General features: G+C 74.4%; 16 protein-coding genes. 6 read left to right on the top strand and 10 right to left on the bottom strand.

The genetic code is table 11. The features are described from left to right. Positions 1-390 precede the first annotated feature (390 nt). Positions 391-1,179, top strand: coding sequence for a class A beta-lactamase (bla, locus tag BJP25_RS04920; protein ID WP_158075598.1), 789 nt, complete (start codon positions 391-393; stop codon positions 1,177-1,179). Positions 1,180-1,386: 207 nt separating this feature from the next. On the opposite strand, the gene BJP25_RS04915 is transcribed toward bla, so the two are convergent. The 4 genes from BJP25_RS04915 to mraZ all read right to left on the bottom strand — a co-directional run bounded on the left by BJP25_RS04915 (position 1,387) and on the right by mraZ (position 5,919). Next, a complete protein-coding gene (locus BJP25_RS04915; protein WP_198943346.1) occupies positions 1,387-3,342 on the bottom strand; it encodes a peptidoglycan D,D-transpeptidase FtsI family protein in 1,956 nt (651 codons plus the stop codon). A 206-nt stretch (positions 3,343-3,548) separates the two neighbouring features. Further along, a complete protein-coding gene (locus tag BJP25_RS04910; protein ID WP_075973569.1) occupies positions 3,549-4,331 on the bottom strand; it encodes a hypothetical protein in 783 nt (260 codons plus the stop codon). Beyond that, on the bottom strand, positions 4,328-5,284 hold the full coding sequence (rsmH, locus tag BJP25_RS04905; RefSeq protein WP_075974080.1) for a 16S rRNA (cytosine(1402)-N(4))-methyltransferase RsmH: 957 nt from the start codon (positions 5,282-5,284) through the stop codon (positions 4,328-4,330). The genes BJP25_RS04910 and rsmH overlap by 4 nt, the downstream gene beginning before the upstream one ends. 203 nt (positions 5,285-5,487) lie before the next feature. Next, positions 5,488-5,919: a division/cell wall cluster transcriptional repressor MraZ gene (mraZ, locus tag BJP25_RS04900; RefSeq protein ID WP_075973568.1), complete on the bottom strand. Its 432-nt coding sequence runs from the start codon at positions 5,917-5,919 to the stop codon at positions 5,488-5,490. A gap of 696 nt (positions 5,920-6,615) precedes the next feature. Here mraZ and BJP25_RS04895 point away from each other — a divergent pair. From BJP25_RS04895 to BJP25_RS04885, 3 genes are read left to right on the top strand one after another with little or no spacing between them, the layout of a single operon-like run. After that, positions 6,616-7,851, top strand: a complete 1,236-nt coding sequence (locus BJP25_RS04895) for an AAA family ATPase (RefSeq protein WP_233157915.1) — start codon at positions 6,616-6,618, stop codon at positions 7,849-7,851. Positions 7,852-7,886: 35 nt separating this feature from the next. Continuing rightward, complete coding sequence (locus tag BJP25_RS04890) at positions 7,887-9,152, top strand: DUF58 domain-containing protein (protein ID WP_075974078.1); 1,266 nt, start codon at positions 7,887-7,889, stop codon at positions 9,150-9,152. Further along, the gene (locus BJP25_RS04885) at positions 9,149-11,608 is read left to right on the top strand and encodes a transglutaminase TgpA family protein (protein ID WP_084793689.1); all 2,460 of its coding nucleotides are present in this window, start codon (positions 9,149-9,151) and stop codon (positions 11,606-11,608) included. The genes BJP25_RS04890 and BJP25_RS04885 overlap by 4 nt, the downstream gene beginning before the upstream one ends. Before the next feature lie 305 nt (positions 11,609-11,913). Here BJP25_RS04885 and BJP25_RS04880 read toward each other — a convergent pair whose 3' ends face one another. Together BJP25_RS04880 and BJP25_RS04875 are read right to left on the bottom strand one after the other, a co-directional pair. Continuing rightward, complete coding sequence (locus BJP25_RS04880) at positions 11,914-12,318, bottom strand: DUF3040 domain-containing protein (RefSeq protein ID WP_075973567.1); 405 nt, start codon at positions 12,316-12,318, stop codon at positions 11,914-11,916. A 164-nt stretch (positions 12,319-12,482) separates the two neighbouring features. Then, the gene (locus BJP25_RS04875; protein WP_075974076.1) at positions 12,483-14,504 is read right to left on the bottom strand and encodes an acyl-CoA dehydrogenase family protein; all 2,022 of its coding nucleotides are present in this window, start codon (positions 14,502-14,504) and stop codon (positions 12,483-12,485) included. A 91-nt stretch (positions 14,505-14,595) separates the two neighbouring features. On the opposite strand from BJP25_RS04875, the gene BJP25_RS04870 reads away from it, so the two are divergent. Continuing rightward, complete coding sequence (locus BJP25_RS04870; RefSeq protein WP_075973566.1) at positions 14,596-15,606, top strand: PHP domain-containing protein; 1,011 nt, start codon at positions 14,596-14,598, stop codon at positions 15,604-15,606. Positions 15,607-16,011: 405 nt separating this feature from the next. Here the strand turns inward: BJP25_RS04870 and BJP25_RS36080 are convergent, their stop codons facing one another. Beyond that, positions 16,012-16,509, bottom strand: a complete 498-nt coding sequence (locus tag BJP25_RS36080; protein ID WP_075973565.1) for a MarR family winged helix-turn-helix transcriptional regulator — start codon at positions 16,507-16,509, stop codon at positions 16,012-16,014. 54 nt (positions 16,510-16,563) lie between these two features. On the opposite strand from BJP25_RS36080, the gene BJP25_RS04860 reads away from it, so the two are divergent. Further along, positions 16,564-17,715, top strand: a complete 1,152-nt coding sequence (locus tag BJP25_RS04860; RefSeq protein ID WP_075973564.1) for a PP2C family protein-serine/threonine phosphatase — start codon at positions 16,564-16,566, stop codon at positions 17,713-17,715. Positions 17,716-17,745: 30 nt separating this feature from the next. Here BJP25_RS04860 and BJP25_RS04855 read toward each other — a convergent pair whose 3' ends face one another. From BJP25_RS04855 to BJP25_RS04845, 3 genes are read right to left on the bottom strand one after another with little or no spacing between them, the layout of a single operon-like run. Next, positions 17,746-18,060, bottom strand: coding sequence for an STAS domain-containing protein (locus tag BJP25_RS04855; RefSeq protein ID WP_075973563.1), 315 nt, complete (start codon positions 18,058-18,060; stop codon positions 17,746-17,748). Then, positions 18,057-19,100: a cobalamin B12-binding domain-containing protein gene (locus BJP25_RS04850; RefSeq protein ID WP_075973562.1), complete on the bottom strand. Its 1,044-nt coding sequence runs from the start codon at positions 19,098-19,100 to the stop codon at positions 18,057-18,059. The genes BJP25_RS04855 and BJP25_RS04850 overlap by 4 nt, the downstream gene beginning before the upstream one ends. Next, a complete protein-coding gene (locus BJP25_RS04845) occupies positions 19,097-20,434 on the bottom strand; it encodes a PP2C family protein-serine/threonine phosphatase (protein ID WP_084793688.1) in 1,338 nt (445 codons plus the stop codon). Before BJP25_RS04845 ends, BJP25_RS04850 begins: the two co-directional genes overlap by 4 nt. Positions 20,435-20,489: the final 55 nt, after the last annotated feature.

Below are 20,489 nucleotides of genomic sequence, written 5' to 3'. Positions count from 1 at the left end.
CGCGCGGCCCCTCGATCACCGCGCCCCGGGCGCATGGGGTACGGCGGTGCGGGTGAGCCCGTCCGGCGGTGCGTGACACGATCGGTTGGAGCAGCTTCCGCGCACGTCCGGAGCAGCGCGGACGCGGTAATGTCGAACACATGTTCACTACGGCAGCCGCGGGCTCGCGGCAACGTTCGACCGATTCATGCGTCCTTCCGGTGGGAAACCGACACCGACCGCGAGGAGTGCGCAGTGACCCACGCGCGATACCCGTCCACGACCCGGCGCACGGTCCTCCTGGGAGGGCTGGGCGCGGTGCTGGCCGGGTGTGCGAGTCCGTCCACACCGGCCGCTCCCCCGGGACCGACCGGCTCGACCTCCGACGCCCCACGGGATCCGACCCCCGCGGTGGCGACGGCGCAGCGCGAGCTGGCGGCCCTGGAGGAGGTGATGGGGGGTCGGCTCGGGGTGTACGCGGTGGACACCGGATCGGGCACCGAGGTCCGCCACCGCGCGGACGAGCGGTTCCTGATGTGCTCGACGGCCAAGGTCCTCGTGTCGTCGGCAGTGCTGCAGGCCCGGTCGGGGCAGCCGGGCCTGCTGGACCGCGTGATCCGCTACACCCCGGCCGACCTCCTGGCGCACTCCCCCACCACCGCCCAGCACGTGTCCGAGGGCATGACCGTGGCAGCCCTGTGCGAGGCAGCCCTGACAGTCAGTGACAACCCGGCCTACAACCTCCTGCTCCCCCTCGTCGGGGAGCCCGAGGGCCTGACGGCCTACCTCCGCACCCTGGGAGACACCACCAGCCGCTGCGACCGCACAGAACCGACCCTCAACGACACCACCCCGGGCGACACCCGGGACACCTCCACCCCGGCGGCCTACGCGGCAACCCTGCGCAAGCTGACGGTGGAGAACGCCCTGTCCGCGGAGAACCGCACCCAGCTCCTCACCTGGATGCGCGCCAGCACCACCGGCAAGGACCTGATCCGAGCAGGCCTCCCCCCGACCTGGGACGTGGCCGACAAGTCCGGCTCAGGCTCCCAGGGCGAGGTCAACAACGCGGCCACCATCCAACCCCCCGGCCGAGCCCCCTGGGTCATCGTCCTGTTCACCGCCCCCACCAAACCCGGCGCCACCACCCGCCCCACGCTCGCCGAGGCAACCCGCACCATCGCGCGAGCCCTCACCTGACAGCCACGACCCCCAGGAGGTCCATGCGCTCACCGAAACCACTTCTCGACCCTTCGCAAGCCGTAAGGGGGGTCTGTCCTGACCGGTCAGGACAGACCCCACCATCCGGCAGCTGCTTGGCCCGCGCACCCCACCACCCACCTGGGCTCAACCCCGCACTCCCGCGCTCTTTCACGCTCTGCGCAAGCGGAGTCCCAGCACCACCGATCACGGCAGTTGCAACGGCACCACCGGTGACTGCTCCTTGGACAGCGGGATGTCGTACCGCTGCGCGATGTAGGAGGCGATGTCGTGGAAGAAGAGGGCGGCGGAGTGGCCTTGCGGTGAGGTGTAGACGGGCTTGTCGTAGACCATGCCGACGACGAAGCGGGGGTTGTCGGCGGGGAGGATGCCCGCGAAGGTGATCCAGTAGTTGCTGTCGCTGTAGCGGCCCAGGGCTGGGTCGTACTGCTGGGCGGTGCCGGTCTTGCCGGAGATCTGGTAGCCGGTCAGGGCGGCGTCGGGGGCGGTGCCGCTGTTCTGGTGCGGGGCCTTCTGCACCACCGAGCGGAGCATGTCGCGGACCGTCTTGGCGGTCTCGGGGCTGACGACGCGGACGCCCTCGGGGCGGGGTTCGGCGGTGCGGGTGCCGTCCGGGGCGATGGTGGCGGAGACGATCCGGGGTGGGACGCGGACGCCGTCGTTGGCGATGGCCTGGTACATGCCTGCCATCTGCAGGACCGTCATGGACAGGCCTTGGCCGATGGGCAGGTTGCCGAAGGTGCTGCCGGACCACTGGTTCTGCGGCAGCAGGCTGCCGGGGCTCTCGCCGGGCAGGCCGATGCCGGTGCGCTTGCCGATGCCGAGTCGGGCGAGCATGTCCGCGTAGCGGTCGGGTCCCACCTGGTCGGCGAGCATCAGGGTGCCGACGTTGGAGGACTTGGCGAAGATGCCGGTGGTGGACAGCTTGATCGGGCCGTGGGACCAGGCGTCGCCCACGGTGCGGTCCGCGACCTTGATCGAGCCGGGCACGGTCTGCACCGCGTCGGGGGTGGTGATGCCGTACTCGATGGCGGCCATCGCGGTGACGATCTTGTTCACCGACCCGGGCTCGTACGGGGTGGTGACGGCCGGGTTGGCCAGCAGGGCGGGGTCGAGGCCGCCGGGCTGGGAGGGGTCGAACGTCTTGTCGTTCGCCAGGGCGTAGACCTCACCGGTCTTGGCGTCCATGACCACGACGCTGGCGCTCTGCGCGCCGGAGCGCTTGGCGTACTCGGCGGCCTTCTGCTGGACGTAGTACTGCAGGTCGGAGTCGATGGTGAGCTGCAGGTCCGACCCGTCGACGGCGGGGTGCTGGTCGCGCTCGGTGCCGGGGATGACCACGTCAGTGCCGCTCTGGGTCTCGACGACCTGGCTGCCGGGGGTGCCGGACAGGACGTTGTCGCGCAGGGCCTCCAGGCCGACGAGGCCGTGCAGGTTGTGCTTGTCGGTGTCGGTGTCGTCGCTGCGCCAGTTCGCGTAGCCGACGACGTTGGCCGCGAGGCTGCCGCCCGGGTACTCGCGCATCGCCCGGTCCTCGACGTTGAGCTGCGGGAACTCCTGCTTGAGGACGCGGGTGCCCGCGGGGTCGGCGTTGGTGACCAGGTAGACGAACTTGGTGTCCGAGCGCAGCTTGGTCAGCAGGTCCGCCTCGTTCACCTGGTCACCGAGCACCTCGTGCATGCGCCGGGCGATGTCGGCGGTCTCCTGGTCGAACGACAGGGGCTTGGTGGGGTCGGCGGCGTTGGCCTTGTCGATCTCGGCGCGCTGGGCGATGGGGCGGTAGGCGATGGCCCGGGTCTCGACGGTGAACGCCAGCCGCACGCCGTCGCGGTCGAGGATGGACCCGCGGGTCGCCGGGATCGGGATGGTCTCGGTCCGCTGGCGCTCGGCCCGCGACGCCAGCGCCTCGGCCTCGAACCCCTGGACCTGGACCAGCTTCATCCCCGCCGCGACCAGGGAGGCGATGAGCAGGAACCGCACGACGACGACCCGCACCCGGTGGTCGGTGCCCGCCGCGCGCTTGGCGACCCGCCGGAGCTTGCCGTGCGGCACCGGGGGGCGCGGCCGCTGGCGCACCGGGCCCGGGACGCGGCGCACCGCGGGCCGCCTGCCGCCGGGTCCACCCCGGTACTGGTTCGCCATCAGCGGTCACCCTTCCCACGCACCACTCGAACCCGCGCACCGACCCGCCGCTGTGGACCGTCGCACCGCGACGCTCCACGCCGGACTCCAGGCGGGCACCCACCGGAGAGGAGATCCATCGACACCATCACGTCACGACCGACCCGCCGGGGCGCGCCCCCCGCGCGGCGGGGAGCACCGACCAGGACCGCGGTGGCTGACCGGCATCAGCCACCGGCCGCGGGGGCGGGCTGCCCCTGCGGGGTCTGCCCCGCGGGCTGGTTCGCCTGCTGCTGGGCGGCCTGGTCCCGCGCTGCCTGGTCCCGCGCGGCCTGTTCCTGCGCTGCCTGTTCCTGCGCTGCCTGCTGCTGGGCGGCGATCTCCTGCGGGGACAGGACGGGGGCCGGGGTGGCGGCCGGGGTGGGGTCGCCGATCACGGTGACCTCGCCGTTCGCGCCGACCACGATGTGCCCGGGGTCGCCGCCGGGGACCATGCCCAGGGCGCGGGCGCGCTCGGCCAGCGCCGAGGCCGACTCCTCGCGGGAGACCTCGCGCTGGAGCTGGGCCTCGCGCTCGGACAGCTCGGTGACGGCCTGCTTGGCGGCCTCCAACCGGTAGGAGTCCGCGATGGCCTGGGTGGTCAGCCACAGCGTCGCGGCCACGCCCGCGCACAGCACCACGATGACCAGCACCACGAACGACGCGCGGCCGGGGGTGGCCTCGGTCGTGGTGGCGGTCGCGGTGGAGCGGCGGTGGTTGGAGTTGTGCGCCGGGGGACGGCCCTCGCGCTGGGCGCGGCGGGCGTAGGCGCGCTCGGCGGCGGCCGTGCGGGTGCGGCCCGCCTTCTCCTCGGCGGGCGCGGTCGCGCGTTCGGCCGCGCGCCGGGGGGTCTGCAACGCCTCGGCGGTGCCGCGGCGGGCGGTGGTCGTCCGGCGGCGCACGGGCCTGCGCGGCTGGTCGACGGGCTCCGCGGCGGGCGCCTGCTCGGTCTTCCTGGCGGGCGCGGTCACGGGGCCTCCTTGACGCGTTCTGCCGCGCGCAGGCGCACCGACTGCGCGCGGGGGTTGTGCTCGGTCTCCTGCTCGTCGGCCATCTCGGCGCCGCGGGTGAGCAGGCGCAGCTGCGGGGCGTGCTCGGGGAGCTCGACGGGCAGGTCGGGTGGGGCCGACGAGCGCGCCAGCTCGGTGAGGGCGCGCTTGACGATCCGGTCCTCTAGGGACTGGTAGGACTCCACGACGATGCGCCCGCCCACGGCCAGCGCGGCGATCGCGGCGGGGACGGCGCGGCGCAGCACGTCCAGCTCGGCGTTGACCTCCACGCGCAGGGCCTGGAAGGTGCGCTTGGCCGGGTGGCCGCCGGTGCGCAGGCTGGCCGCCGGGAGCACGGCGTAGAGCAGCTCGACCAGCCGGGCGCTGGAGGTGAACGGCTCCTTGTCGCGCTCGGCCAGCACGGCCTTGGCGATCTTGGCGGCGAACCGCTCCTCGCCGTAGTCGCGCAGGACCCTGGTGAGGTCGCCGTGGGAGTAGGTGTTGAGCACGTCGGCGGCGGTCTGCCCGGTGGTGGGGTCCATCCGCATGTCGAGCGGGGCGTCGCGGGAGTAGGCGAAGCCGCGCTCGGCGACGTCGAGCTGCATGGAGGACACGCCGAGGTCGAACAGCACGCCCTGCACCCGGCGCAGGCCGAGGCCCGCGAGCGCGTCGGGGAGGCCGTCGTAGACGGTGTGCACCAGGTGGACCCGGGAGCCGTGGCGGGCCAGCCGCTCGCCCGCGAGCGCCAGGGCCTGCGGGTCGCGGTCGAGGCCGACCAGGGTGAGCCGGGGGTGGGCGCTGAGCAGCGCGTCGGCGTGGCCGCCGAGGCCGAGGGTGGCGTCGACCACGACCGCGTCGCGGTCGGCCAGCGCGGGGGCGAAGAGCTCGAGGATGCGGTCGAGCAGCACCGGGACGTGCCGAGGCCGTTCGGTCACGCGCACAACCCTTCCTCCGAACTCCCGGCCCGCGCCGCGCTCTCCCCGCGACGCGCCGGATGGTCGGATGCCGCCAGGTCCCCGCCCGCTCGTCGGACTTGGCACCGGGGAAGGTGTGCCAAGGCCGAAGGCGAGCGGACCGAGGCCTGGCGGCACCCGTGTCCCCCTCGTCCCCGCCGGTGCCGAGGTCGACCGGGTCGACCTCAGAACACGCCGGGCAGGACCTCCTCCCGCGCTTGGGAGTAGTCCTCCTCGTGCTCGTCCAGGTAGGTCTGCCACGCCTGCGCGTCCCAGATCTCCAGCCTGGTGATCGCCCCGATGACGACGCAGTCCTTGGACAGGCCCGCGTAGCGCCGCAGCTCCGGTGCGATCGCGATTCGCCCCTGGCCATCGGGTCGCTGCTCGTCCGTTCCGGCGAACAGGTACCGCTGGTAGGCGCGCACCGCTTCGTTCGTCAGGGGTGCGGCGGCGACCTTGCGAGCCATCTCCTCGAACTCCGCCCGCGGGAACACGAAGAGGCAGTGGTCCTGACCCTTCGTGACCATCAACCCACCCGCGAGGGCGTCTCGGAACTTGGCAGGCAGTGTCAGCCGCCCCTTGTCGTCGAGCTTGGGGGTGTGCGTGCCGAGGAACACCCGGCCCTCACCTCCCCACCGAACCCGTCGGATCGGTCGTGGAGCCCCCTGCCGCCCCACTTGGCCCCACAGTACCCCACTTCCGCCCACAGTCAACGCGAACGGAGCCTGTCCAGCGCCGCGAGATCCGCTGTTTCCGCAGGTGAAGGGGTGGGGGTCGGAGTGGGGGGCGGTGGGGGCACCACTGACTAGGGTTACCGGCGAAGCGCCGCCAGCAGCCCTCCAGAGGGGCCGCGAGCCCCCTCCTGCCGCACGTCAGGGCGGGTTGTGGGGCGCTGTGGGGGACTCCGTGGGGCGCGGTGGGGGAACGCGGGTCGCCGGGCCGGGCCGCGCGCCACTCGTTCACACAGAGTCAACCCGCAGAGATGTTGCGTTTGCAACGGCACCCGTTCGGCCCAGGCGCCGGAACTGCCCTCGGGGACCGTCCGACCGGCCCGGGGGTCGGCCCTTCGGCCGAACCGGCGCGCGTTCGGCGGCGGCCGGACGGCCTCCCGCCGAACGGGCCGGGACGTGTCCGGGATGAGCACTCCTGTCCGGAGGGGTGGGGTACCTCGCCGCGGTTTGACACACTGGATGACAGGCTGGCGTTCGGCACGGGACTTGCGATGGCGTGAGTCCGGCACCGCTCCCTGCCGCCGGTTCGGGGGGCGGCGGCGAGCGGACCTGGATGGCCGCCGTGAACCAGCAGGAGGTCGCGTGACGTCGAGCACCCCGCCCACCGCTCCCCCGGGCGGTCCGCACGGGATGGGCGGAGAGCAGTTCCAGAGGGGCGCGGAGCAGTACCCGGGCGCGGAGCAGTACCACCAGCCGGGCGGCCACCCCGGGAACGGCCACCACCCCGGCGCGGCTCCCCACCCCAGCACCCCCGGCCGCGGCGCCCCCGCCCTCGGCCAGGGCACCGGCACCCACCACCCCGTGCAGCCCGCCTACCAGCAGGCCCCGCCCGCCAAGCTCGCGGAGCTGCACGCCACCACCGCGCGGATCGCCGCCAACGTCGAGCGCGTGCTGGTCGGCAAGCCCGACGTGGTGCGCCTGGCCCTGGTGACGCTGCTGGCCGAGGGGCACCTGCTGGTCGAGGACGTGCCGGGGGTGGGCAAGACCTCCCTGGCCAAGGCGCTGGCGCGGTCGATCGACTGCTCGGTGAGCCGCATCCAGTTCACCCCGGACCTGCTGCCCAGCGACGTGACCGGGGTGTCGATCTTCAACCGGCAGAACAACGAGTTCGAGTTCCGGCCGGGGCCGGTGTTCGCCAACATCGTCGTCGGCGACGAGATCAACCGCGCCTCCCCCAAGACCCAGTCCGCGCTGCTGGAGTGCATGGAGGAGCACCAGGTCACCGTCGACGCCAGGACCTACCCGCTGCACTCGCCGTTCATGGTGATCGCCACGCAGAACCCGATCGAGATGGAGGGCACCTACGCCCTGCCCGAGGCCCAGCGCGACCGGTTCACCGCGCGGGTCTCCATCGGCTACCCCGACCCGGCGGCCGAACTGGCCATGGTGGACGAGCACGCGGGCCACGACGTGTTCGCCACGCTGCAACCGGTGTCCGACGCCGACCAGGTGCGCGACCTGATCGAGGTGGTGCGCGGGGTGCAGATCGCCCAGGAGGTGCGCCGCTACGCCGTCGAGGTGGTCAGCGCGACCCGGCGGCTGGCCGAGATCCGGATCGGCGCCTCGCCCCGGTCGACCCTGCACCTGGTGCGGGCCGCCCGGGCGCAGGCAGCGCTGTCCGGCCGCGAGTACGTGGTGCCCGACGACCTGCAGGCCGTGGCGGTGCCCGTGCTGGCCCACCGGCTCGTGCTCACCCCGGAGGCCCAGGCGTCCCGCCGCTCCCCCGCCGACCTGGTGCGCGGGCTGCTCCAGCGGGTGCCGGTGCCGCAGGCGGGTGCCGTCGACGCGGGCTCCCGGGGGCAAGGGGTGCGGCGCTGAGACCCGGTCCCCCGCCGACGCGCGACCGCGGTGGCCTGCGCGGCGCCCTGTCCGGCCTGACCACCCGCGGCCGGTGCCTGCTGGCCGCCGGGGTGGCCGCGGCGCTGTGCTCGGTGGTGCTCAACGAGCGCGACCTGCTGCGCGTGTCGGTGTTCGTCGTCGCGCTGCCGCTGCTGGTGACCGCGCTGACCTCCGCGACCAGGGTCGGCCTGCAGGCGCGGCGGTACATCGCTCCCGTCCGGGTGCCGGTGGGCGGGCGGGCCGAGGTGGTGCTCGCGGTGCGCAGCACCGGCAGGCTGCCCACCGTGGGCCTGCTGGTCTCCGACGGCGTCCCCTACGCGCTGGGCGGCAAGCCCCGGTTCCTCATCGAGCGGCTGCCCCGGCACTCCGGGACGCAGTTGCAGTACACGGTGCGGCCGATGCTGCGCGGCATCCAGGCGCTCGGACCGCTCAAGGCGACGATCAGCGACCCGTTCGGGCTGGCCGAGTACGAGCGCGAGCTGGCGGGCACGTCCCGGCTGGTCGTGGTGCCCCGGGTGTTCCCGCTCAGCAGCGCGCCCGGCGGGTCCGGGCTGGGCGCCGGCGACGACGGGTCGCACCGGCTCTCGGCGGGCCAGGGCGAGGACGACGCCGTGGTGCGCCCCTACCGGCAGGGCGACGACCTGCGCAAGGTGCACTGGCGCTCGACGGCCAAGCGCGACGAGATGATGGTGCGGGTGGAGGAGAGCCCGTGGCGGGGCGGGACGACGGTCCTGCTCGACCACCGGGCGCACGGCCACCGCGGCGGCGGCGCGGACTCCAGCCTGGAGTGGGCGGTGTCCTTCGCCGCGAGCGTGTGCGTGCACCTACACCGCTACGGCCACCAGGTGCGGCTGGTCACCGAGACCGGCACCGTGCTGGTCTCCGACACCGGCGACGGCGGCCACAGCGACGCGGCGGTGCTCGACGCGCTGGCCGCGCTGCAACCGGGCCACCAGCGCGAGATCTCCTGCCCGGCGGACCCGGGCGGGGGCCAGGAGCTGATCGCGGTGCTCGGCTCGGCCACCCCGGACGAGCTGGGCAGGCTGCTGCGGTTCCGCAGCCGGGGCTCGCGCAGCCTGGCCGTCCTGCTCGACACCGGGGCGTGGAGCCGCGGTGAGCAGCCGGGCGCGGACCCGGCGGCCGCCGCCGCGCTGCTCAGCGGCGCGGGGTGGGGCGTCACCGTGGCCACGCCGGACACCCCGATGAACCGCGTGTGGGCGAACCTCGGCCGCACCGGGTCCCGCCGCGACGGGACGATGATCGCCGGAGCGGGCACATGACGACGACCCAGCACCACGCCGCACCCCAGCTGGCCCCCGGGCCGCCGGACGAGCGCACCCCGGACGCGGCGCAGTGGTCGACGACGGTCACCCCCGCGGTGGCCGCGCTGACCACCCTGTGCGCGTCGACGGCGCTCGCCGGGGTGATCGAGGGCCTGCGCTGGCTCGGCTACGCGGGCATCGCGATCATCGTGGTGGCCGCGGTCGGCATGGGCCTGCGGTCGATCCGCACACCCACCCTGGCCGTCGGCCTGGCGCAGCTGGTCTCGCTGCTGCTGCTGGTGGTGGCGCTGTTCACCGACGAGGGCATCCTGGGCGTGCTGCCTGGGCCGGACGCGATCGCCGCGCTCGGCGAGGTGCTGGGCCGGTCCGTGGAGGCGGTGCGCGTGGGCGTGCCGCCGGTGGACGCCTCGGCGCCGGTGCTGTGCCTGGTGGTGATCGCCATCGGCTTGGTGGCGGTGCTGGTGGACACCCTCGCGGTGGCCGCGGGCGCGCCCGCGGCGTGCGGGCTGGTGCTGCTGTGCGTCTACGCGGTGCCCGCCTCGCTGGCCGACGACCTGCTGCCCTGGTGGTCGTTCGTGCTGGGCGCGCTGTCGTTCACGGGCCTGCTGGCGGTCGACGGCGCGCACCGGCACCAACTGTGGCGCAACCGCCCGTCCATCCCCGCGGGCGGCCGGGGCCTGGGCTCACCGGTCGCCGTCGTGTCCGGCGCGCTGGCGCTGGGCCTGGTCGCGGGCGTGGCGGTGACCGGCATCGGCACCGTCGGCGGGCTGCCCGGCGCGGGCGGCACCGGCAACGGGGCGGGCGGGTTGGCGCTCAAGCCGTTCACCTCGCTGCGCGGCATGCTCGACCAGGGCAGCAACGTGGAGCTGTTCCGGGTGCGCGGGCTGGGCAACGAGAACCGCTACCTGCGCGCGATGACGCTGCCCCGCTTCGAGCCCACCGGTGGCTGGATCGCCGCCGACACCCTGTCCGACGCGATCCCGGCCAACGGCCCGCTGCCCGCGGGCCTGGGCGACCGCGGCAGCGGCTCGGTGACGCGGATCGAGATCGAACCGGTCGGCTCCAACGACCTGTGGGCCCCCGTCTACGGCATCCCCCGGCGGATGGCGGACCTGCCGCAGGACATGTACTACGACCAGAGCGGCGGCATGGTGTACTCGCGCACCACCCGCAAGCTCGACCAGTACGTCGAGGACGCCGACCTGAGCCAGCCCAGCGTCGAGGACCTGCGCGCCTCCGGAACCGACTACGACGGCCTGGACCCGGTCTACCGCGACGCCGAGGGCATCAGCCCCAGGGTGGCCGAGCTGGCCGAGACCCTGACCAGGGGCAAGGCCACCGCCTACGACCGGGCGATGGCGCTGTTGCAGTACTTCGACCGCAGCAACGGCTTCGAGTACCGCACCCAGACCGCGGCCTCCAGCGACGAGGCGGCGCTGACCGACTTCCTGTTCGACTCCAAGGTCGGCTTCTGCGAGCAGTACGCGTCGGCGATGGCCGTGCTGGCCAGGGCGGCTGGCCTGCCCTCGCGCGTGGCCATCGGCTACACGGCGGGCTTCGCCTCCGGCGACTACCGCTCGATCACCACCCAGGACGCGCACGCCTGGGTCGAGGTCTTCTTCCCCAACAACGGCTGGGTCCTGTTCGACCCGACCCCCCTCAGCGACGGCCGCGGCTACCAGCCCCCGTACGCCGCCGACCCCAGCGCGGGCGGCGCGACGACGACCGCGCCCGAGGAGCAGGTCCCCACCGGCAGCGCGGAGAACGCCCCGACCACCACCGGCGAGCAGGCCCCCGCCGCCACCGACGAGGCCGCGCCGGGCCAGGGCGCGACCACCACCGGCTTCGCCCTCCCCTGGCAGGTCTGGGTCGCCCTCGCGCTGGTCGCGGTCTGCGCGGCGCTGTCCGTCCTGGCGAGCAGGACCCGGGCCAGGGCCGCCCGCCTGCCCGCCGCGGCCGCCGCCGCTGCCGGTGCGCTGGCGCTGTTCTTCCTGCTCTCGGCCCTGTCCTGGTTCCTCGGCGCCCTCCTCGTCCTCGCCGTCCTGCTCGCGGTCCCCCTCGCCGTCCGCGGCTGGCAGCGCCGGGAGCACCGCGAAGCCCTCACCCACCAGGACCCGTCCGCCGCCAGCGCCGCCTGGCAGGAGCTGCTGGCCGAATCCTGGGACCGCGGCTCCGAGGTCCCCCCGTCCGACACCGTCCGCACCGCCGCCCGCCGCCTCGTCAAGGCCCACAGCCTCGACGAACAGGGCCAGACCGCGCTGCGCACCGTCGTCACCTCCGTCGAGCGCTCCTGGTACGGCGGCCAGTCCCCCGACCCCCACCTCACCACCGCCTTCGACGAGGTGGTCCGCGGCCTGCGCCGCACCGCCCCCCTCGACTGGCGCTCCCGCCTCTGGCCACGCTCCGTCGTCCGCCCACCCCGCAAGCCCCGGCAGGACCCGCCCCAGGACTGACTCCCGCGGCCGTTGGCCTGGGGTTGTCCACACCCCGGCTGGCCACCGCCCTGCTTTTGTCGTGGTGCTGTGGAAACGTGGAAAACGGGGGTCCCCCCGGGCCTGTGGATGGGCGGTTGCGGTCGGCCACGGGTGAGGGTGAGCTGGTGGGTTGCGGATCAACCGGTGGCAACGGCGGCTGGGAACAGCTCAGCAGCGAGGAAAGCCCCGGCAGCCGGGGCGGGACGTGGGGAAAACAACACCGCCTGCTTCCCGGGGGAAGCAGGCGGTGTCGGTGGTGCGGGGTGACCCGGGTGGGACCCGGGTCAGCGCTCCTCGTCGAAGCGTCGCTTGAAGCGCTCCTCCATGCGTTGGGAGAACGAGCTGCGGTTGCGGGCCGGGGTGGCGCCGCCGCCGCGGGACTCGGTCCCGCCCTCGCCGCCGCCGGGGTCGGCGGCGCCGCGGCGCAGGGAGGTGAGCGTCAGCAGGACGCCACCGAACATCACGAGGAAGCCGAGCAGGCTGACGACGGGGAACCAGAGGTTCAGCGCCACTCCGAGGACCAGCAGGGCCGCGCCCACGATGAACAGGGCGATGCCCAGCAGGCGCCGCCGCCGGGACGGCCTGCGCAGGCGGGCACCTCGGACGGTGGACGCGAACTTGGGATCCTCGGCGTAGAGCGCGCGCTCGATCTGGTCGAGCAGTCGCTGCTCGTGCTCGGAGAGTGGCATGCGTTCCTCCTCCGGCACAGTCGCGGGCGCCGGGCGATCACGGGTTGCCGCCGGACCCGGCGGGCCCCCTCCGTAGGGGGCGTCGACTCCCAGGATACGGTGCGCCGCGCCCGGCGACTACCCGATCCTGGATCGGGGTCGATCGGGTTTTGGCCACCCCCCGGTTACCGGGTGGTACCCGAGAGCTGTTCGGCTTCGTGGGCGCGCTGCGCGTCCTGGCGGGCGGCCTCGGCGCCGGTGGCGATCGGGGCCGCGATCAGCTCCTCCGGGATGGCGAAGGCGTCGACCAGGGTGGCCGCGTGCGGGCGCAGGTGCTTGCACAGCGCGTTGACCGCCCCGGTGACGGCCTTGGCGCGGGCGGTGGTGAGCCTGCCGTGGCCGAGGAACCAGTCCAGGTCGGCCTCGACGTTGGCCAGCACGTGCAGGTCGCACACCCGGTTGAGCAGCTGCTTGGTGGGTTCGTCGGTGCAGCGCTCGATGCCCGCGATGAACGCCTCCAGCACGATCCGGTCCACGTGCACGCGGGCCGCGCGCAGGACGTGGTCCTGGGCGTCGTTGAACACCTCGAACGGGTCGGCGCCGTCATCACCCGCGTGGCGCAGCCTGCGCACGACCGTGTCGAGGACGTGCTTCTCCCGGTCCTCGAACAGCTTGACGTGCCAGCCCCGGTCGAGCAGATCGGTCTCCTCGTCGTTCGGGGTGACCGCGTTCACCAACCGCTCGATCGCGGAGCGGGCCGCGGTGCGCTCGACGACCGTGCTCACCACCTGGTCGGCGATGAACCGGGCCATCCCCACGCTGCCCAGCTCCCCGACGTGCTGGCGGTAGCCGGTGAGCAGGCCCTTGGCGACCAGCTGGAGCAGCACGGTGTTGTCGCCCTCGAACGTGGTGAACACGTCGGTGTCGGCGCGCAGCTGCGGCAGGCGGTTCTCGGCCAGGTAGCCCGCGCCGCCGCAGGCCTCCCGGCAGGCCTGGATGGTGCGCGAGGCGTGCCAGGTCCCGGCCGCCTTGAGCCCGGCCGCGCGCGATTCCAGCTCGCGCTGGCGGTGCTCGTGGTCGGGGTCGTCGTCGCCGGAGCGCTCGCCGTCGGTGAACTCCACCCCGGCCAGCTCGTGCAGGGTCGTCACCAGCTCCTCCTGCGCGAAGTGCAGGGCGTAGCTGGTCGCCAGGGCGGGCAGCAGCTTGCGCTGGTGGGCCAGGTAGTCCAGCACCACGACCTCGCCGTCGCCGCCGGGCGCCTCGAACTGGCGGCGGGTCAGCCCGTAGCGCACGGCGATGGCCAGCGCGGACTTCGCGGCGCTGCCCGCGGCGCCCGCGACGCTGATCCGGCCGCGGATGAGGGTGCCGAGCATGGTGAAGAAGCGGCGGCCGTCGCCCTCGATCGGGCTGCTGTAGGTGCCGTCCTCGGCGACGTCGCCGTAGCGGTTGAGCAGCGACTCCCGGGGGACGCGGAGGTGGTCGAACCAGATCCGGCCGTTGTCGACGCCGTTGAGCCCGGCCTTGCGCCCGCAGTCCTCGATGGTGACCCCGGGCACGGTGGCGCCCTGCTCATCGCGGATGCGCACCAGCAGCGCGTGCACGCCCCGGGTCTGGCCGCCGGTGATGAGCTGGGCGAACACCACGGCCATGCGGCCGTCGCGGGCGGCGTTGCCGATGTAGTCCTTGCGGGCGGACTCGTGCGGGGTGTGCAGGACGAACTCGCGGGTCCCCGGGTCGTAGGTGGCCGTGGTGCGCAGGTGCTGCACGTCGGAGCCGTGCCCGGTCTCGGTCATCGCGAAGCAGCCGGGGATGTCCAGGTCCATGATCCCGCGCAGCACGGCGTCGTGGTGGCGCCGGGTTCCCAGGGCCTCCACCGCGCCGCCGAACAGGCCCCACTGCACGCCCGCCTTGACCATGAGCGAGAGGTCACCAAAGCCGAGCATTTCGAACGACGTGAGCGAGCCGCCGGTGTCGCCGTCGCCGCCGTACTCCTCGGGGAACCCGATGCGGGGGTAGCCCGCGTCCGCGAGCAGCTTGAGCTCGTCGAACACCTGGGCGCGGTGCTGCTCGGTGGTGAGGTCGTAGGCGGCGGGCGGGGGCATCTCCGCCATGCGCTTGCGCGCCTCCCGGCGGACGTGGCCCCAGCGACCGTCGAGCAGCTCGGTCAGCGGTCCGGTCGACACGGCCGGGGTCGTGGGGATGTCCATGGGGCCCTCCTCGTCGTGCACGCGTTCCTCACCGGGGAGTACCCGCGAGTCCCGGCATGCATCACACGGGTGTGTCCTGTTTCCTGTCGGCATGGATCCGGTGGCCGCGATGAAGCAGATCGCCCTGTTCCTCGAACGGGCGGGCGAGCACACCCAGAAGGTGCGGGCCTTCCGGCGGGCGGCGTCGACCCTCGCGAACCTGCCCGAGGGCGAGCTGGACCTGCGCTACCGCACCGGCACGCTGCGCAAGCTGCCCGGCGTGGGCGACTCGATCGCCACCGTGATCGCCGAGTGCCTGGCGGGCGGCGAGCCGGAGTACCTGACGCGGCTGGAGGCGGCCGCGGGCAAACCCGTCGCCGGCGGCGCGCAGCTGCGGGCCCGGCTGCGCGGCGACTGCCACACCCACTCCGACTGGTCCGACGGCGGCAGCCCGATCCGGGAGATGGCCGAGGCCGCCATCGCCCTCGGCCACGAGTGGATGGTGCTGACCGACCACTCCCCCAGGCTGCGGGTGGCCAACGGGCTGTCCGCCGAGCGGCTGGAGCGGCAGCTGGTGGAGGTGGCCGAGCTGAACCTGGAGCTGGCGCCGTTCCTGCTGCTCACCGGCATCGAGGTCGACATCCTGCTCGACGGCTCCCTCGACCAGACCGACGACCTGCTGTCGCGGGTCGACCTGGTGGTCGCCTCGGTGCACTCCAAGCTGCGGATGCCCGGGCCCGAGATGACCGAGCGGATGCTGACGGCGGTGGCGAACCCGCACGTGGACGTGCTCGGCCACTGCACCGGGCGGCTGGTGACCGGCAAGCCGCGGCCGGAGTCGGAGTTCGACGCGGAGGCGGTGTTCGCCGCGTGCGCGGAGTTCGGGGTGGCCGTGGAGATCAACTCGCGGCCGGAGCGGTTGGACCCGCCGCGGCGGCTGCTGGGGGTGGCGCGGGACCTGGGGTGCGAGTTCGCGATCGACTCGGACGCGCACGCGCCGGGGCAGTTGGACTGGCTGCCGTACGGGTGTGAACGGGCGGAGGAGTGCGGGATCGAGGCGGACCGGGTGATCAACACGCGGTCGGCGGACGCGTTGCTGGCCGGGGTGGCTCGGCGGGGGTGAGCGTTGGGTGGTGCTTGGGGGTCCGCGGGGCGCAGTGGTGCCTGTTCGCGTGGCTTAGTGGGGGCCTGTCCTCGGGGGCCGCGAGTGTGTAACTCGGGAGGTGGCGAGTCAAGGGCGCCTTCGGCGTCGCTTCGCGATGGGCTTCGCCCACCCTTGACACGCCACCTCCCGAGCTACGAGCGGCCGGGACTGGGTCAGGCCGGGGGTCTGAGCAAAGCCCATGCCTTCTTGCTCAGCTGAGCGGTGTTGGGGGTGCCGAGCTGGTGGTGGGGCTGGGCACCATGGTTTGCGGGGTGGGGGTGGGGCTGGCCAAACGACGGCTTTAGGGATGGGCTTTGCCACGGGGCATGGGGGTGGCGGAGGGTGGTGGGGCTTTGGGGTTGCCGGGGGCGGGAGGGGGTGAGGTCAGGCTGTGTCGCGGTGGGGGTGGGGCTGGGGGGTTGGGGTGGCTATGGCGGCGAACTCGGAGAGGCCGTGGAGGAGGGCGGTGCGGGCGGGGGCGGGCATCGCGTCGAGGATGTGGGCGAGGCCCTCGCGGCGGGCTTCCTTGAGGCGGTGCAGGAGGCTGCGGCCGTCGCTGGTGAGGAGGAGTTCGACCTCTCGGCGGTCGGTGGTGGCGGGGCGGCGGTCGAGGAGGCCGGAGGCCTGGAGGCGGTCGCAGATGCGGCTGGCGGAGGAGGGGATGGTGCCCAGCTCCTCGGTGAGGCGGGTGAGGTTGACCGGTTCGTGGTCGCCGATGAACTGCAGGGCGCGGAGCTGGGCGGCGGGGACCTTGGGGTAGACCGAGGCGGTGGCCTTGGCCAGGACGAGGGTCAGGGCGGAGGCGTCGGCCTCCAGCCGGGTGTGGTCGGCGGGGTCGTCCCGATCCGGCCCCGGGGGCACGGGGCCCAGCGGCGCAGCCATACTTCAACTCTCGCACACCGGCGGCCACGCCTGCCTGTTCCCCCGGAGGAGCCCGTGACCACCGCCGCCGAAGCCCTGCGCGCGCTGGAGACCACCCTGAGAGCACTGCCCCTGCACGCCTTCGCCGGGCGATTGGGGCCGCTGCTCGCCGAGCACACCGGGTTGGGCGACCCGCGGGTGCGGTTGGTGGACTACGCCGCCGCCCGGTTGGTGTCGATCACCGACCCGGAGGACGTGGTGCCGACCAGCACCTCCACGCCCGGGGCGGCGTTCCGCGAGCAGCGGGCCGTGGTCGACGGGGACGGGGGTGTGCACCTGCCGCTGCTGTGCCGGGGGGACTGCCTGGGGGTGCTGTCGGGGACGCCGGGCGAGCCGGTGGGCATCGAGCGGTTGGCGGAGCTGGCCGAGGTGGCCGACGCGGTGGCCGACGCGCTGCGGGTGGCCGAGGTGGGCACCGACGAGCTGGCCAGGGCGCGGCGCGACCGGCGGATGACCGTGGCCGCCGAGATGCAGTGGGAGCTGCTGCCCGGGCGCGGGTTGGCCTGCCCGGAGTTCACCCTCGCGGGGCAGCTCGAACCCGCCTACGGGGTGCGCGGGGACAACTTCGACTGGAGCGTGGACCCCGGCTCGCTCACCCTGACCCTCACCAACGGCATGGGCGAAGGGCTGGAGGCGGCCCTGCTGACCACCATCGCCATCACCGCGATGCGCAACGCCCGCCGCTCCGGGCACGGCATCGCGGAGGCGGCCGCGCTGGCCGACCAGGCGGTGTGGGGGCAGTTCGGCGGGGAGCGGTTCGTCGCGGGCCTGCTGCTGACCGTCGACCTGCGCACCGGGGCGCTGGCGGTGGTCGACTGCGGGTCCCCGCAGCTGTGGCGGGTGCGGGAGGGCGCGTGCACCCGCGTCGAGGTGGAGCAGCAGGTGCCGCTGGGGTCGCTGGAGGAGACCCGGTACCGGGTGCAGGCGGACTCGCTGCGGCCCGGCGACCGGCTGCTGGCGATCAGCGACGGGGTGTTCGACTCCTCCGACGGGGAGCGGCGGTACTCCGAGGTGGCGCTGCCCCGCACCGCCCGCACCACCCGCGGGTTGCCGCCCGCGCAGGCGGTGCGCGCGGTGCTCTCGGAGCTGGCCGTGCTGCGCGACAACCGCGAGCTGGACGACGACGCCGTGGTGGTCTGCCTGGACTGGCACGGCCCGCAGGCCTGAGCCGCGGCACGACGGGCGAAGGGCCTGGGCTCAGCCCCGGACCGGGAGCACCGAGGCCAGGCCGGTGACCGCGAGGATGCGGTCGAGGAACGGCGGCACCTGGTCGAGCACCAGCGCGGCGCCGTCGAGGGTCGCGGCGCGCTTGTGCGCGGCGATGAACGCGCTCAGCCCGCTGGAGTCGATGAAGGTGAGGCCGCCGAGGTCCACCACGACCTCGGTGCCCTTGTCGAGCAGGTCGAGCAGCACCTGGCGGAACGCCACCGAGGTGTGCATGTCCAGCTCGCCCCCGGCGGTGACCAGGACCCGGCCCCCGCTGGTGTCGGTGGTGTGGTGGAAGTCGCTCATGAGGGCTGCGGTCCAGACGTGAGGGGCGCGCCGCACCAGTGGCGCTCGACGAGGTCCAGGGCGAGGGGGTGTTCGCGCAGCACCGCGGCCAGTTCGACGCCCAGGGCGGTGGCCAGCTCGGGGTCGGCGCCGCGGGCGACCAGCAGCTCCCGGGCCCAGCCGCGGATCGCGGGCAGCGGGCGCGGGTCGCCGGTGAGCAGCGCGGCCGAGACCGCGTGCAGGGCCTGCGCGACCACGTCGCCGACGACCGCGGCGATGCCGTGCAGCGGCGGGGTGCCGGTGACCGCCGCCCCGGGCATCCAGCGGGCCGCGAGGTCGACCACGAGCCGCTGGTGGGACAGCTCCAGCGCCGCCTGCTCGGCCACGGCGTCGGCGGGCAGCGGGGGCGCGGCGGGCACCACCAGCGGCAGCCCGGCCACGACATCGATGGCGGTCCGGGCGTCCGGGGCCCAGGCGGTCGCGCCGAGGGCCAGCGCGCGGGTGGCGTCCGGGCCGAAGGCGGGCCCGCCCACCACGACCGGGATGCCCGCGGTGGTCGAGGCCTCGATGAACCGGCGGGTGTTGGGCAGCGCGCCCAGCACCGACGCGCTCACCGCCGTGGCGTCCGGGCCCAGGTCGTGCAGGTACTGGCTCAGCCGCAGCGGGGACGTGCTGGCGCCGAGCTGGGTGACCTCCCAGCCCGCGGTGCGCAGCGCGCAGCCGACCAGGGAGGCGGCCAGCGCGTGCCACTCGCGCTCGGCGCAGGCGACCACCACCCGGCCCCGGGTGGCGGGGGTCCGCGCGACCCGCCGGGCGACGACCTCGGTGGCCGCGACGGCGACGGCGGTGGCGGCGTGCTCCTGGGCGACCGACCACTCCCCGCGCTGCCATCGGTCGCCCGCGCGCCGCTGCGCCGGGCCGATCACGTCGACCAGCACCGCCAGCGGGTCGGTGCCCGCGTCGAGCAGGGCGGTCACCGCGGCGGTGGCGGCGTCGAGGTCGGCGGCGACCAGCGCGGCGGCGAAGGCGTCGGGGGGCGCGTCGGCCCCGGTGGCGGTCACGGCGCGCTCGACACGGCGAACAGGGCCATGTCGTCATGCGGGCGGCCACCGAGGAACTCGACCACGTCCTGCTCCACGGCCTCGCACACCGCCTCGGGCCCGGCCCCGGCGTACACCGGCAGCAGGGCCCTCAGCCGGTCCATGCCGTAGACGCCGTGCTGGCCGCGGGCCTCGTAGGTGCCGTCGGTGAACATCAGCAGCGTGTCGCCGGGGTCGAGCCGGGCGTGGACCTCGGTGAAGGCGGCGGAGGGCAGCACACCCGCCACGATGCCCGCCACCTCCAGCTCGCGCAGGGTGCCGTCGGCGCGCAGCAGCAGCGGCGCCGGGTGCCCCGCGACCGACACGGTGAGGTCCGCGCCGTCCGGGCCGGGGCGCACCCTGGTGCAGACGGCGGTGACGAACCGGTCGGAGTCCTCCTCGTACAGGGCGCTGTTGAGCGCGCCGAGCACGGCCGCGGGCGAGCGGTCGAAGTGCACGGCGGTGCGGATGCTCTGCCGGGCGCGGCCGTTGAGCACCGCGGCCTCCACCCCCTTGCCGCAGACGTCGCCCAGCGCGAGCAGCCAGTCGTCGCCGGAGCCGTGCGCGTCGTAGAAGTCGCCGCCGATGTCGACGTGCTCGGCGGCGGCGCGGAACCGGGCCGCCAGCCGCAGCCCGGGGACGCTGGGCAGCGCGGGCGGGCGCAGGCCCGCCTGGAGAACCGAGGCGACCCGCGAGCGGTCCTCGTAGAGGCGGGCGGAGTCCAGGGCGACCGCGGCGCGGGAGGCGACCTGCTCGGCCAGCGCCACGTCCTCGACGGGGAAGCCGCGGCCCGCGCCGCGCACGAGGACGAGCACGCCGAGGTGGCTGCCGCGGGCGGTGAGGGCGACGCCGAGCACGTCGGCGGGGCGCAGGTCGGTGGCCTCGGCGCGCAGGTCGTCGTCGGGGATGAGGCTGTCCAGGCCGTCGACGGTGTCGTCGTCGACGGCGACGTGCAGCAGTTCGGTGCGCCCCGAGCGCAGGATGCGGCCCACGCCCAGCTCCTCGGCGGGGTTGCGGGCGGTGGTGCGGGAGGTCCGGGGGTCGGCGCCGCCGTGCAGCACGAGGCGGCCGAGCTTGGCGTCCGGCATGACGATGAGCGCCCAGTCCGCGAGCGCGGGCCGGATGAGGTCGAGCAGCCGCAGCACGGTGCGGCGGACGTTGAGCGAACCCGCGAGGGCGGTGGACACCTCGCCCGCGAACTCGGCGCGCCGCTGGGCCTCACCGAGCCGGTGGTGGGGGGTGTCGTCCCCGGCGCCGGTCGCGCCGAGCAGGGGGACAGGTCCGCCGAGGGCGGGACCCGTGGTCCCGGGGGTCATCGCGCCACGCCTTCCGCCTCCGAAGCCAGGAGGTGGTACCAGCGTACTGCTACCC

This window comes from Actinokineospora bangkokensis, assembly GCF_001940455.1.
Taxonomy (GTDB): domain Bacteria; phylum Actinomycetota; class Actinomycetes; order Mycobacteriales; family Pseudonocardiaceae; genus Actinokineospora; species Actinokineospora bangkokensis.
This window is presented reverse-complemented; position numbering and strand designations above follow the sequence as displayed.